The sequence below is a fragment of the Caballeronia sordidicola genome (assembly GCF_002220365.1).
Lineage (GTDB): Bacteria > Pseudomonadota > Gammaproteobacteria > Burkholderiales > Burkholderiaceae > Caballeronia > Caballeronia sordidicola_C.
This window is the reverse complement of the sequence record NZ_MTHB01000178.1, coordinates 1-14,812: the sequence shown is the minus strand read 5'-3', so window position 1 is coordinate 14,812 and position 14,812 is coordinate 1. Positions and strand designations below refer to the sequence as shown.

General features: G+C 62.0%; 9 protein-coding genes and 1 pseudogene. 7 read left to right on the top strand and 3 right to left on the bottom strand.

The genetic code is table 11. The features are described 5' to 3' along the window. The first annotated feature begins 24 nt into the window (after positions 1-24). The 6 genes and pseudogenes from BSU04_RS25710 to BSU04_RS25685 all read left to right on the top strand — a co-directional run bounded on the left by BSU04_RS25710 (position 25) and on the right by BSU04_RS25685 (position 5,300). Entirely contained in the window at positions 25-489 is a 465-nt protein-coding gene (locus BSU04_RS25710; RefSeq protein ID WP_256983294.1) for a hypothetical protein, read from the top strand. Between the two features lie 200 nt (positions 490-689). After that, on the top strand, positions 690-3,077 hold the full coding sequence (locus BSU04_RS25705; RefSeq protein ID WP_089163222.1) for a phosphoketolase family protein: 2,388 nt from the start codon (positions 690-692) through the stop codon (positions 3,075-3,077). Next, complete coding sequence (locus tag BSU04_RS25700; RefSeq protein ID WP_256983293.1) at positions 3,046-4,212, top strand: acetate/propionate family kinase; 1,167 nt, start codon at positions 3,046-3,048, stop codon at positions 4,210-4,212. The genes BSU04_RS25705 and BSU04_RS25700 overlap by 32 nt, the downstream gene beginning before the upstream one ends. Positions 4,213-4,330: 118 nt before the next feature. Then, a complete protein-coding gene (locus BSU04_RS47940; RefSeq protein ID WP_373452866.1) occupies positions 4,331-4,828 on the top strand; it encodes a hypothetical protein in 498 nt (165 codons plus the stop codon). Further along, positions 4,711-5,064 (top strand): annotated as a pseudogene (locus BSU04_RS25690) (cbb3-type cytochrome c oxidase subunit I); the annotation flags it as partial. The gene BSU04_RS47940 and the pseudogene BSU04_RS25690, both read left to right, overlap by 118 nt. 35 nt (positions 5,065-5,099) lie before the next feature. Next, entirely contained in the window at positions 5,100-5,300 is a 201-nt protein-coding gene (locus BSU04_RS25685; RefSeq protein ID WP_144021353.1) for a c-type cytochrome, read from the top strand. Between the two features lie 33 nt (positions 5,301-5,333). Here BSU04_RS25685 and BSU04_RS25680 read toward each other — a convergent pair whose 3' ends face one another. From BSU04_RS25680 to BSU04_RS25670, 3 genes are all read right to left on the bottom strand, one after another. Then, positions 5,334-9,524, bottom strand: a complete 4,191-nt coding sequence (locus tag BSU04_RS25680; protein ID WP_373452865.1) for a CheR family methyltransferase — start codon at positions 9,522-9,524, stop codon at positions 5,334-5,336. 608 nt (positions 9,525-10,132) lie between these two features. Beyond that, entirely contained in the window at positions 10,133-11,920 is a 1,788-nt protein-coding gene (locus tag BSU04_RS25675) for a thiamine pyrophosphate-requiring protein (protein ID WP_089163218.1), read from the bottom strand. A gap of 110 nt (positions 11,921-12,030) precedes the next feature. Then, positions 12,031-12,306 (bottom strand): hypothetical protein, encoded by a 276-nt coding sequence (locus tag BSU04_RS25670; protein ID WP_089163217.1) that lies wholly within the window; start codon positions 12,304-12,306, stop codon positions 12,031-12,033. A gap of 123 nt (positions 12,307-12,429) precedes the next feature. On the opposite strand from BSU04_RS25670, the gene BSU04_RS25665 reads away from it, so the two are divergent. Next, positions 12,430-14,760: an ATP-dependent DNA helicase gene (locus BSU04_RS25665; protein WP_089163216.1), complete on the top strand. Its 2,331-nt coding sequence runs from the start codon at positions 12,430-12,432 to the stop codon at positions 14,758-14,760. The last annotated feature ends 52 nt before the right edge of the window (positions 14,761-14,812 follow it).

Here is a 14,812-nt window from a genome sequence, read left to right as displayed (position 1 = left end):
AAACGTCCCGCCCCGGCGAACGGATTGTTCGCCGCCGCCGAAGCCGCGCTGATTGCTCTCTACGACGGCGGCGTGCTTTCCCCAGCCGTGCTACAACACGTCATAGCCGGTTTTGCTGACAGCGCGATCAACTGGAACACCCCGCCCCGGCTCCGTACCGTTGACAACAAGTCGCTGCACGAAGTGGTCGCCATGACCATGATGCCGGGACGGGCCATCCGCCAGGCATCGAAGGAATTTTTCGCGGTGATCGGGCATATTGGTGGTATCAGTGCTGAAGAGCACGACGACACTGGCGAACGCGAGGAGCCCGATGAACCGCAGGATGACGAACCGCAGGAAGACGAACCCGACAGCGATCTGATCAACCAGTTGTCCGGCGGCAGTGGCAGGAAAAGAGCGGCTAAAACCGCGCGCAAGACAGCACCGTCCGCCGGCTTCAACCCGCTCCTGCATGCGACTTCCCCGCGTAAAAACCGCCAGTCATAGCCTTGCCTTTGATCCATGTCATGGTCGTGACTGACCGTGATCCTGCCCCACGCGGCACAATACAGAACGCCTTGGCGCCCGAATGCCTCAGTAAGAGCGACCCTTAAGAGCGACCCTTAAGAGCGACTCGCAGAGTGACCCGCCGGAACCGAGTGACACCGCCCTCCACCAACGGATACAACGGATACAACGGACACGATATGGACACACAGGCAACTCCCCGCTCCCTCCCCCTTTCCCCCGACGAATTGCGCAAGATCGACGCCTACTGGCGTGCATGCAATTATCTGTCGGTAGGCATGATCTATTTACGCGCCAACCCGCTCCTGCGCGAACCGCTCAAGGCGGAGCACATCAAGCAGCGCCTGCTCGGACATTGGGGTTCGGACCCCGGTCAGTCGTTCACCTGGGTGCACCTGAACCGCCTGATCATGAAGGACGACCTGAACGTCATGTATGTCTCGGGGCCGGGGCATGGCGCACCCGCAACCTTGTCGAACTCGTATCTGGAGGGTTATTACTCCGAGGTCTATCCAGATCGCAGCGCTGACGAAACCGGCATGCTGCGCCTGTTCCGCGCTTTCTCATCGCCCGGGGGCATCGGTTCGCATTGCACTCCTGAGACGCCGGGGTCAATACACGAAGGCGGCGAGCTGGGTTACAGCCTCTCGCATGGCTACGGGGCGGCATTCGATAACCCCGACCTGATCGTGGCGGTGATGGTGGGTGACGGCGAAGCCGAGACCGGCCCGCTCGCCACCTCGTGGCATTCGAACAAGTTCCTGAACCCGGTGATCGACGGCGCGGTGCTACCCATCCTGCACTTGAACGGTTACAAGATCGCGAATCCGACCATCCTCGCGCGCATTCCGCAAGAAGAACTCGAAGCACTGATGACCGGTTACGGGTACAAACCGCACTTTGTCTCGGGCAACGACCCCGCGGTCATGCATCAACTGATGGCCGAGACGCTTGCGACTTGCATCGGCGAGATTCGCGCGATCCAGGCTCATGCGCGCTCGACCGGTGACATCACGCGTCCGCGCTGGCCAATGATCGTCCTGCGTTCGCCTAAAGGCTGGACCGGCCCGAAGGAAGTCGACGGCCACAAGGTCGAGGATTTCTGGCGCGCGCACCAGGTGCCAGTGCTCGATCCGGTGACCAACGCGAAGAACCTGAAGATCGTGGAAGCGTGGATGCGCAGCTACAAACCGGAAGAACTCTTCGACGAGAACGGCACGCTGATCGAAGAACTGCGTGAGATGGCGCCAAAGGGCGAGCGCCGCATCAGCGCGAATCCGCATGCGAATGGTGGCCGGCTCAGGCGCTCGCTGGACCTGCCCGACATCCGCGACTACGCGTTCAAAGTCAAGGACCCGGCCAGCACGTACCAGTCGCCCACGTTCGTACTCGCGACCTGGCTGCGCGATGTGATCAAGCGCAACATGAGCACCTTCAAGCTGTTCGGTCCCGATGAAACCGCCAGCAACAAACTCGACGGCGTGTATGAAGCGTCGGGCAAACGCTGGATCGCCGAGATCAAGCCGGAAGACAGCGACGGCGGCGCGTTATCGCCGGACGGCCGCGTCATGGAAATGCTCAGCGAGCACACGCTGGAAGGCTGGTTCGAAGGTTACGTGCTGACGGGCCGGCACGGCTTGTTCGCGACCTACGAAGCATTCGTGCATGTGATTGATTCCATGTTCAACCAGCATGCCAAGTGGCTGGAAAAGGCGAAGAGCGAACTCGACTGGCGAGCGCCGGTGCCTTCAGTGAACTTGTTGATCACCTCGCTGGTATGGCGTCAGGATCACAATGGTTTCACCCACCAGGACCCAGGTTTCCTCGATGTCGTCACGAACAAGAGTCCCGAAGTCGTGCGCATTTACTTGCCGCCCGACGCGAACTGCCTGCTGAGCGTGATGGATCATTGCCTGCGTTCGCGCGACTACATCAACGTGATTGTCGCGGACAAGCAGCCGCACTTGCAGTACCTTGACATGGAAGCTGCGCTTGCGCATTGCACCAAGGGCATTGGCATCTGGGACTGGGCATCGACGGACGAGAACACAGAACCGGACGTGGTGATGGCCTGTGCCGGGGATATCGCCACCATGGAATCGCTCGCCGCCGTCGAGATCCTGAAGGAACATTTCCCCGACCTCAAGATCCGCTTCGTCAACGTGGTGGACCTGTTCCGGCTGATGCCCGACACCGATCATCCGCACGGGTTGTCCGGTCGCGATTTCGATTCCATCTTTTCGCGCGAGAAGCCGGTCATCTTCAACTTCCACTCGTATCCGTCGCTCGTTCACAAGCTCACGTATAACCGCACGAATCACGAGAACATGCATGTGCATGGTTATCGGGAACGCGGCAACATCAATACCCCGTTCGAGTTGGCGATCATCAACCAGGTCGACCGCTTTTCGCTGTGTATCGATGTAATCGATCGTGTGCCGCGGCTTCGCGATACCGGCGCTCACACGAAAAACTGGCTCAAGGACCAGATCAACGCGAGCATTACTTACGCCCACGCGCAAGGCATTGACCGCGATGAAATCCGTAACTGGGTTTGGAAAGGCTGACACCATGACCCTGGGTATCCTGGTGCTGAACAGCGGTTCGTCGTCGCTTAAATTCGGCGTGTATATGCCCGGCAAGAAGTCGGACGCTACGGCGGACAGCGGTGACGAAACGCCGTGGCTGACCGGCAGCGCGAAGGGCATCGGCCGCGACGACGGTTCGCTGACCATGCGCTCATCGGATGGTGCGATCGATGTCACGCAAAACCACGTGATGGAGTCGCAGCACGACGCGTTGCAGCGCGTGGCCGACGCGCTGCATGCGCATCTCGACCAGCCGCTGGCCGCGGTGGGGCATCGGGTAGTGCATGGCGGTCCGCACCTGAGCGGCCATGCGCTCATCACGCCCGAGGTGAAACAGATCTTGCGCGATGCCGTGCAATTCGCACCCTTGCATCTGCCGCAGGCGCTCGAACTGCTCGACTTGGCACAGCAGATTTTCAACGACGTGCCGCATTACGCCTGCCTCGACACCGCGTTCCACCGGACCATGCCCGCGCGAGCCACGCACCTCGCATTGCCGAAACACTACGCTGACGAAGGGGTCATCCGATACGGCTTCCACGGCCTGTCATACGAATCGATCGTCGCAACGCTCGGCAACGACCTTCCCCCACGCCTCGTGGTCGCGCATCTCGGCAGCGGCGCAAGCCTGTGCGCCATTCGCGATGGCCGTTCAATCGATACAAGCATGGGTCTCACGCCGAGCGGCGGCATTCCCATGGCAACGCGCACCGGCGACCTCGACCCTGGCGTGCTGGTTTATCTGATGCGGACCGGAACGCTTGACGCTGACGCGCTCGAGCACCTGATCAATCACGAAAGCGGCCTCAAGGGCCTCTCCGATTCGAACGACGACATGCAGGCGCTTCTGCAACGCAGCGACGCGGATGCGGAACTCGCCATCGATATCTTCTGTACTGCTGTACGCAAAACCATCGGCGCATATGCTGCGTTGATGGGAGGTCTCGACCGCGTGGTGTTCACCGGCGGGATTGGCGAGCACGCCGCGACCGTGCGTGAACGCATTTGCGACGGACTCGAATTTCTCGATGTTCAGTTCGACGTGATCGAGACGCAGGAAGAACGGCAGATTGCACGTCATTGCCGTACGTTGCTTGGGCAGCCGACCACCTGAAAGCGATTCGTCTGGGTGCGTCGATTGCATCCGGGTTCGTCGATTCACACTCGACACACCCCGCGGAGCACTCGATTCAAGTAGCAGCGCCAGCCGACCCCCCGCGCTGACAATCACCGTGACCGCTTACGACTGGCGGTGGAAGGTCGCCTACGACGACGCGCCCGATGCTTCCGCGCGTTTCGTCACCGCCAACGAGATCCACATTCCCACTGGCGAGCCGGTACGGTTCAAGCTGAACAGCGCCGACGTGATCCACACGTTCTGGGTACCCAGGCTTGCCGGCAAGACCCAGGCGATTCCCGGCCAGACCAACGAACAATGGCTTCAGGCCGATGTCCCCGGTGTCTATCGCGGACAGTGCTCGCAGTTTTGCGGCGCGCAGCATGCACATATGGCGTTCGAGGTCATCGCCGAAAGCCGCGCCAATTTCGCCGCATGGTTCGCGCAACAAGCGCGTGCGCCAGACATGCCCAACGACACCGCAGTGACCACGGGCAAAAGCGCCTTGCCGAGATCTGGGAAGCTTCACCGGGCTTGCGAGGATGGTTATCGACAGTCGATCACAAGAGCATCGGCCTGCGATATCTGGTCACCGCCTTCGTGTTCCTGCTGATGGGCGGCGTGGAAGCGCTGATCATGCGCGTGCAACTCGCGCGTCCCGACGCGACCATGCTCACACCCGAGCAATACAGCCAGCTTTTCACCATGCACGGCGTGACGATGATCTTCCTGTACGCACTGCCCGTGCTGTCCGGATTTTCCAACTATTTGTGGCCACTGATCCTTGGTGCGCGCGACATGGCATTCCCTCGCCTCAACGCGCTTTCTTACTGGTTGTGCCTGCGGGCAACCCCGCTGCGTTAGGTGCCCATACCACCTCGCTAATGCGCCTGATGGTGGAAGGCGGCAATTCTCCCGACACGCAGCAAGGGCCGCCGCGCAAGAACATGCCGGCTTACGCCGGCAAGCTGACCAACACGGAAATGGCGCAAGTGCTGACGTTCATCCGAACGACGTGGGGTAATAATGCGTCACCCGTCACCACACGCGACGTGACGCAGTTGCGCGCCTACATTTACAAATAGCGCGCTGAAGCAGGCCATCCCACCCGCCAGTCATCAGCCATGCTCATGCGTGCCGCCGCCATGTGCGCCGCGCCGGAAGAACACTTGCTCGGCGGCGGCAATCAGCGCGTCAAGAGCAACCGGCTTGGTCAACGTCAGATCAAAGCCCGACTCGCGTGCACGCTGGTCGTCGGTACCCGCCGTATAGCCTGTCAACGCAATGGCGGGCAACTGGGCCAAACGAGGATTTGCCCGCACCTGGCCCATGAGTTCGTAGCCGTCCATGCCGGGAATGCTGATGTCGCAGACGAGCAGATCCACGTGGTTGCGCTCGAGCAGTGCGAGCGCGTCCTCGCCGTCGTGCGCGGTAGCGACCAGCGCACCCTCGAGTTGCAGCAAAGCCGCGAATGCACTCGCGGTTTCAGAGTCGTCACCGACGACCAGAATACGCACGCCCGCCAGCGCTGCGCTGCGCTCCTCCAGCGCATGCTTGCCCACGGGATGGCCGTCGACCAGCGGCAACCAGACGCTCAACCGCGTGCCTCGCTCGACCCCATCCGAATGCGCGAGCACGCTTCCCGCATGCATCTCCACGAGTTGCTTGACCAGCGCGAGGCCGATACCCATGCCGCCGCCGGTCTTGCGGCGAGCCTCGCTTCCTTGGGAGAACATCTCGAAGATATGCGGCAACAGCGGCGCTTCGATCCCCATCCCGGTGTCCGTCACATCGATGCGCAACTCGTCCTCCTCGCACGTGAGGCGAACAGAAACCGAGCCGCCCTGCGGCGTAAACTTCAGTGCGTTGCTGAGCAGGTTCCACACGATCTGGTCGAAGCGTACGGGGTCCACCCTGGTCCAGACTGGTTCGTCCAGACCCTCGAACGACAGCGCGATGCCTCTTGATGCCGCGTCCGCCTCGATTGCATCGGCAATGGTCTGCAGCATGGCCGCGACGTCGCCCATCGCCAGGTTCAACGCCAGCTTGCCGGTACGCACGCGCGACAGGTCCAGCAAGTCGTCGATGATCTTCGCCTGACCAAGCACCGCCCGCTGGATCGCCTCCGCCGCGAGCTGGATCGCCGGTACGCCACGCGCCTCGGGAATACGCGGCAACATCTCCGCCTTCACGTGAATCAGGTTGAGCGGGTGCTTCAATTCATGCGACAGCACGGCCAGGAAATCGTCCTTGAGCCGGTTCGCCGCCTCCGCTTGCGCCCGCACAGCCCGCTCCTGCGCGAGTTGCACCTGCCGCGCGTCTTCCTGTGTCTTGCGGTCCGAGAGGTCCCTCACGATCTTCGCATAGCCCGTGAATTTCGGATCGGAGAGCGGTGTCACCACGCCGCTGCAATACACTCGGCGGCCGCCCTTCGCGACATGCCAGCGATCGTCGTCGGCACGGCCGTCGCGTTGCGCAACCGCGCGTTCGTGCGCCGCCATGCGCGTTTCCTGATCCTCTGCCGTAAAGATCACGTCGATATTGTGCCCGACCGCTTCCTCTGCCGTATAACCAAAGACGCGCTCGGCGCCAGCATTCCAGCTGACGATGCGGCCTTCGGGATCCTGCACGATGATCGCGAAGTCGTTCGTCGTCTGCGCCGCGAGTCTCAGGCGTTCTTCGCCCGCCCGCACGTTTGCCTCCGCGCGGCGGCGCGCCGTGGTTTCAACCAGACTGAGCACCGCACCGTCAATCCGATCGTCCGCCGTCCGGTAGGGCAACACACGCGCGAAGAACCAGCGGCCGTCCGAGGTGGCGACCTCACGCTCGGTCAGGCGCAGCGACTGGAACGTCGCGCTCACGTCGTCGGCCAGCTCGGGATAGACGAGCCGGTGCGTGATGTCGAACAACGAGCGCCCGACATCCGCGCCGATCAGGTTGAACACCGTGGCCGCGCTCGGCGTATAGCGTTTGATGCACATCGCGCGATCGACGAAAATAGTGGCAATGTCCGTAGAGGTAATCAGGTTCTGCAGGTCGTCATTGGCCTTGCCGGTTTCCTCCATCCTCGCCTGCAGTTCCGCGTTGACCGTGATGAGTTCCTCGTTCACCGACTGCAACTCTTCCTTGCTGGTTTCGAGTTCCTCCGTCGCCGATCTCAACTCTTCGTTGATCGCCTGCAACTCTTCATTCGACGCCTTCAACTCCTCCGTCGACGTCTCGTACTGTTCGATCGTGGTCTGCAGTTGTTCCTTGCTCGAATGCAACTCTTGTTCGAGTTGCTGCATCACGGTTTCATTGCCCGTTTGCTGCTCCACGACCATCCTGTTTTCCGTCATCGCTTCCTGGACCTCGTCGAACAGGACGAGGAGGAAATCGGCGTCGGCGGCAGCATCGTGGAACGGGCGGACGGTCATGTTGACGTATGAAGGGTGGCCATCGCGCTGCAGCTTGACGCGCCGGGCCTCCACGCTATTGCCCGTCTGCGCGGCCTGGAACAGCGCGGTACGCAGGTCGAGCCGCAGTTCCGGCAGCACGACGGCAATCATGTTGCTCGAAGGCTCGCCGCCGACATACCGGAGGAACCGTCCCGCGTTGTCCGACATATGCACGATCTTCGAATCGCGGTTGACGATCACGCTGGGCGGCGCGTATTGCTCGAGCACACGCTGGTGCAACGCACTGAACGAGAAATTGCGGCGCCCCGGGAGCAGCGCGGACCCCGCCTCTTCGTCGTGCGTATTACGTCCTTGCATCAGCAGCGACGGAGCACCCAAGGACGGGCGGTTCGGCAGCTTCGCCGCCTTCGCCCGGTATATACGATTCTTCTTGTCGACCACGCTGAACAGTTCCTCGACCGAGTCCGCCGACTCCGAGGTGCCCAGGAACAGATACCCGTTCGGGTACAACGCGTAGTGGAACATCTCCAGCACCTGGTTCTGCACGCCGCGGTCGAGATAGATCAGGAGGTTGCGGCAGGAAACCAGGTCAAGCCGCGAGAACGGCGGATCGCGCAGCACGTTGTGCATGGCGAACAGGATCTTCTCGCGCACGCTTTTCACCACCTCATAGCGCGAGTCGGTCCTGACAAAAAATTGCCGCAGCGTGGAGGGGCGAATGTCGGCCATGATCGACTCGGGATACAGTCCGGCCCGTGCGCGCGCAACCGCGCTCTCGTCAATATCGGTGGCGAACACCTGGATGTTGGCGGAGGAACGCAACGCTTCGCGCTGCTCGCACAGGAGCATGGCAAGCGAATACGCTTCCTCGCCCGACGAGCATCCCGCGACCCACGCGCGAACCTGGTCGCCGTCTGCCTTGTTTTGGAACAAGGCCGGCAGCACGCCGCGCTCGAGCGACTCGAACGCTTCTCTATCGCGGAAAAAACTGGTCACGCCAATCAGCATGTCCTTGAGCAAGGCTGCAGTTTCGCGCGGGTTATCCCGCAGCAGGTCGCGGTAGGCAATGAGGTCCGGCACGCCGTTGACTTGCAGGCGCCGCTCGATCCGGCGCAGCATGGTCGCCCGCTTGTAGAAACGGAAGTCGTGGCCGGTGCGGGCGCGCAACGTCGCCAGAATGGCCTGCAAAGCGAGTTCGGCCTCGCCCCGGCGGTCGGCCCGGTCGTCCGGGCCAAGCGTTGCCGGTTCCAGTTCGGGCAGGGCGATGCGCTTGGCGTTGTTCCAGATGTCGAGCAGCCGCTGCGGCATCTCCACCACCGGCAGCACCAGGTCGACCTGGTCTGTCAGGATCGCGTTCTGCGGCATCTCTGCGTATTCGGCGTCGTTCGGCTCCTGCGCGAGGGTCACGCCCCCCTTTTCCTTCACGCTGGCGATGCCGAGCGCGCCGTCGCTGCCCGTGCCGGACATCACGATGCACATCGCGCGCTGGCCGTGCGCGTCCGCCAGGCTCCGGAAAAACCGGTCGATAGTGACTGGCCGGCCCACCGTGGGCTCGGCGTTGCGTGCGTCCAGGTGAGCGTCCACCATCGTGAGGCTCTTGCCCGGCGCGATGACGTAGACGTGATTGGCTTCGATCTGTGTCGGTCCGTTGACCTGCGACACGCGCATGCGGGTCACGTTCTGCAGCACCTTGTCCGCACCGCTGACATGCTTCGCCGACAAGTGCAGGACCACGACAAACGCCATGCCCATGTCGGCTGGCGCGTTTTCAAAGAAGCGCAGCAGCGCCTGGACGCCCCCTGCGGACGCACCAATCCCGACAACAGGAAAACCCAGCGAACTCGGGCTATGAGCCGCGCCCGGTGCGTCCTCTCCTGCGGGTGGCACCGTTGATGTTGTAGTTTCGCTCACTCCAGGGGCCTCGGTTCGGGGTGCTTTGACGGATTGAAGATACCACTACGCGTCTGAACGAATGCGCTAAACAGCGGCCGGGCGAAGCGATGCTCGGCACGCACGCGTGCGCTTTGCGCCAGGAGATCAAATCATCCGGGTTTCATCTGTGGAGCCCAGGCGGCGCTCATTATATTCACGCGGCATTTCTTCGGGACAGGCGGGCGCGTTATTTATTGGGTACGGGTGCGTAAGCTCGCCCCACGCGCGACGACCTGGGTTGTCAATTGCGCACGCAAACCGCCGCGACCGCTCTTCTCCGATTCAGGCTTGGGCATCGAAAACTAGCGGGTCGGCTTCAGGCGGTCCAGCCTCACTCTTTGAGTCGAGCGCTTGAGTCGAGCGCTTGAGTCGAGGCCTTGAGTCGAGCGGCTGCGTCGCGAGATTCCCGGGAACCGATCGGTCATTCTTGCTTCTTCGTGGCTCGTGGATCCACGACGCGGGCGCAGCCGCTTTGCTTTGATCGTCCATCCACACTGTTTTGGGGTTAATTTTGGTGGATCTCTTCCGCCTCAAGCAAAAAGCGGCTGCTTGTTCGATTCTCCCGTCAACCACCTGCGCAGCAGCGCTTAGCTTTTTGACCGGGGAAGCATGCTGGACAGGACCTGCTTCGCCGTGTCGACAATCACGCTGCCCTGCTCGGGATCGCCTTGCAACAACGTGGACGCAAACGCCTTGGCTTGCTTGACCGTGATGTGCGGTGGCAGCGGCGGCACGTTCGGATCGGTCTTCACTTCCAGCACGACGGGCCGATCCGACGCAAACGCCTCATCGAACGCGGCACCCAGCCGCGCAGGGTCATCGACGAAGAGTCCCTTCAGGCCGATCAACTCCGCGAACTTGTGATACGCCACATCGGGAATCTGCTGGGAGGCTTCGAACTTCGGGTCCCCCTCCATCACCCGCTGCTCCCACGTCACCTGGTTCAGGTCCTGATTATTGAACACGACGCAGATCCACGCCGCATCAGTCGGCTTGCGATACTTCGCCAGCGTAATGAGCTCCGCCATGTTGTTCATCTGCATGGCGCCGTCGCCGACCATCGCGACCACTGGCCGGTCCCTATAGGCAAGCCGAGCGGCGATTGCGTAAGGCACGGCGGCGCCCATCGACGCAAGACCGCCTGACAACGAACACAGCATGCCGTGCCTGACTTGCACGTCGCGGGCAAACCAGTTCGCGCAGGATCCGGAGTCGCTCGTGACGATAGCGTTGTCCGGCAACCGCGACGACAACGCCATCGCCACGCGTTGCGGATTGACCGGTGCGGCATCCTGCATTGCGCGATCCTTCAGCGTCTCGTGCCAACTGCGATTCCAGCGAAAGATGCGGTCGCGCCAACTCCCCGTCGTCTTGTATTCGAGCAACGGCAGCAGCGCTCGCAAAGTCTCGGCGGCATCGCCCTGAAGGTTGACTTCCATCGGGTATCGCAGGCTCAGCATGTCGCCCTTCAGGTCGATCTGGACACCACGCGCCTGCCCTTCCTTCGGCAAAAACTCCGCATACGGAAATCCCGATCCGACCATCAGCAACGTGTCGCATTCGGTCATCAGCTTGTAACTGGGTTCGGTGCCAAGCAAACCGATCGACCCGGTCACCCAAGGCAGGTCGTCGGGAAGCGCGGCCTTGCCGAGCAGCGCCTTTGCAACGCCCGCCCCAAGCCTGTCAGCGACCGCGATCAGTTCTTCCGTGGCGTTCAACGCCCCCGCGCCGGCCAGGATGGCGACGCGCCGCCCGTCGTTCAGCACGTCCGCGGCCCGTGCGAGATCGGCAGCGTAAGGAATCACCTTGGGTGCGGTCCATCCCACGCCCGAGTGCAACGTGCCGTGCGCGCGTTCAGGTTCTTCGTAGGGCATCTCCTGCAAATCGTTCGGCAGGATGATCGCCGTCACGCGCCGCTCCGACAAAGCCGTGCGGATCGCCCGGTCAACGAGATGCCGTACCTGCGAGGGCACGCTGGCCTGCTGCACGAACGACCCCGCCACGTCCTTGAACATGGACGCCAGATCCAGTTCCTGCTGGTAGTGCCCGCCCATTGCCGAGCGCGCTTGCTGTCCAACGATGGCAAGCACGGGCATGTGGTCCATGCGGGCGTCGTAGAGGCCGGTAATCAAATGCGACGCGCCGGGTCCGGAGGTGGCAATGCACACGCCCAGTTCACCCGTGAATTTCGCGTGCGCACACGCCATGAACGCAGCCATTTCCTCATGCCGCGTCTGGACGAAATCGATCTTGTCCTGCGCCCGTCTCAGTGCGCCGAACACGCCGTTGATGCCGTCGCCGGGGTAACCGAACATTCTCCGCACGCCCCATTCATGAAGCCGTGCCACGATAAAGTCGCCTACTGTTTGCGCCATTGCGGCCTCCTGCACGAAGCTTTACCTATCTCTATCGCCAAGGCTTGGCCCTGGCGTGCAAAAAGGCGCGGCCCAAAGGGTCGCGCCTTGCTTCATTCATCGTCGCGGCTTCACTGGCCTTTCGTGTCGCTGCTCGCGTCGGCACCCGGCATGTTGGTTGTATCGGTGGCCGACTTGTGCGTCATCTTGCGATGCGTCTTGCCGCCCTTCGACATCGTCCCGGAGGCCGGATCGCCGCTGCTTGTGGCGCCTGCCGTTGCAGCGCCGTGAGCATTGCCGCCACCGGTCCCACCATTACCGTTGCCACCGCCGCTCTGCGCAAACGCGAGCGGTGTGCTGAGGATCAGGCACGCTGCGAGCGCGGCGGATAATCGGGTCGTCTTCATTCGTTTCTCCAGGAGTCGATAGATGGAACTTCGTACCCTGGAATCACAGCAACCGGCGTTCCACGCGATGTTTTCCGCACGATCTCATCGTGATAATATCTACTGTATATCCATACAGTAGATATGCCCGACCAACCCGCCTACACCATCGCGGTACGCGCGTTGTGCGAGTTCACCGCCAAGCGCGGCGACCTCGACCTGCGCTTCACGCCTTCGCCCACCGCGCAACAGGGCATGGCGGGGCATAAGCTCGTCACCGCTCGTCGCGGCGAGCGCTACCAAGCCGAATTGAGCCTCTCCGATACCTTCGGTCCCCTGCAAGTTCGCGGCCGGGCGGACGGTTACGACCCCGGCCTGAACCAGGTGGAAGAGATCAAGACGTATCGCGGCAAGCTCAGCGCCATTCCCGACAACCATAGGCATCTGCACTGGGCGCAAGCGCGCATCTACGGCTGGCTGTGCTGCAAATTGCTCAACCTGCAGGAGATCCGCGTTGCCCTCGTCTACTTCAATATTGGCAGCGAGAAGGAGACCGTCTTCACCGAACTGCAATCCGCCAATGCTCTGCGCGAGCACTTTCGCGGACACTGCGAGCGTTTTCTGGATTGGGCACAACAGGAGCTCGAACATCGCGTCAAACTCGACGGCGCGCTGACGGAAATGGCTTTCCCTCACGCGTCATTGCATCCGGGGCAGCGGGAACTGGCGGCGGCGATCTACCGTTGCACCCTGCACGGACGCAGTCTGCTGGCACAAGCGCCAACGGGTATAGGCAAGACGTTAGGCAGCTTGTTTCCAATGTTGAAAGCGTGGCCCGCGGCGCGGCTCGACAAGATATTCTTCCTCACCGCCAAGAGTTCAGGCCGCCAGCTTGCCCTCGACGCACTCACCGAGATTGGCCACGGCATACCGCTGCGCGTGCTCGAACTGGTCGCGCGGGACAAAGCCTGCGAACACCCCGACAAAGCCTGCCACGGCGAATCCTGCCCGCTCGCACGCGGCTTCTACGACCGCTTGCCCGACGCTCGGCAAGCCGCACTCAAGGGCGCGCAACTGGACCGCCACGTGTTGCGCGAGGTAGCGCTGGAGCACGCCGTTTGTCCGTACTACCTGAGCCAGGAACTGGCGCGCTGGAGCGACGTCATTGTTGGCGACTACAACTATTACTTCGATACCAGCGCCATGCTGTTTTCCCTCGCAGAATCGAAGGAATGGCGCGTTGGCGTACTGGTGGACGAAGCGCATAACCTGGTTGAACGCGCCCGCGCCATGTACTCGGCCACGCTGGATGAAGCGCGTTTTCGCAGCGTGCGCCGCACGGCGCCGCCAGCATTGAAGCGCGCGTTCGACAAGATCTCCCGGGCATGGAAAACCATGTCGAGCGAGCAGGCGACCGATTACGACGTGCATGCACACCTTCCCGGGCGCTTCATTGAAGCCCTGGAAAACATGATCGCAGTGGTAACTGACATGACGGACATGACGGGGTTCGCGGGCGAGCAACCGGCCGCGCTCGATCGCGAGACGCTGCGCTTTTACTTTGATGCCATGCATTTCGTGCGTATTGCCGAGCGCTTCGACACCCACTCGCTCTTCGATACCACCCTGTCCCCGCACGCCTCCACGCGGCGCACCACCGTGCTGTGCCTGCGCAACCGTGTGCCCGGGCCGCATCTGAAATCGCGCTTTGCCCGCGCTCATTCGGTCGCGCTGTTCTCGGCCACGCTCACGCCCATGCATTTCTATGGCGACATGCTGGGTCTTCCCGAAACCTGCCTGCAAGTGGATGTGGAATCGCCCTTTCACGCGGATCAATTGCAAGTGCGGGCCATCGCGAACGTGTCCACAAGGTTTCGCGATCGCGAGCAGTCCGTACCACGGCTCGTCGATATCATCACAGATCAATACAGGCGGGCGCCCGGCAACTACCTGAGTTTCTTCAGCAGCTTCGATTACCTCGACCAGGTCGCCAACGCGCTGCTTCGCGAGCACCCGGACATTGCGGTGTGGATGCAATCGCGTTCGATGAGCGAAGCGGACCAGCAGGCTTTTCTCGCGCGCTTTACGCAGACAGGCCGTGGTATCGGCTTCGCCGTGCTCGGTGGATCGTTCGGAGAAGGCATCGACCTGGGCGGCACGCGGTTGATCGGCGCGTTCATCGCGACGCTTGGACTGCCGCAACTCAACCCGGTCAACCAGCAGATGAAAGCGCACATGGACGGAGAGTTCGGCGCCGGCTACGACTACACGTATCTGTTTCCCGGGCTGCAGAAAGTGGTTCAGGCTGCAGGGCGTGTGATTCGAGGGCAGACGGATCAAGGGGTGCTGTATCTCATCGATGACCGCTTCGCCCGTGCCGACGTACGCCGGCTGCTGCCTTCGTGGTGGCGGGTGGAGATTGTCCGGCACATCACGGCTTCGACACCCGCCGCTCGGGCCTCCGCTTTGCTGTGACGCTTTGCTGTGACGCTTTGCTGTGACGCTTTGCTGTGACGCTTTGCTGTGA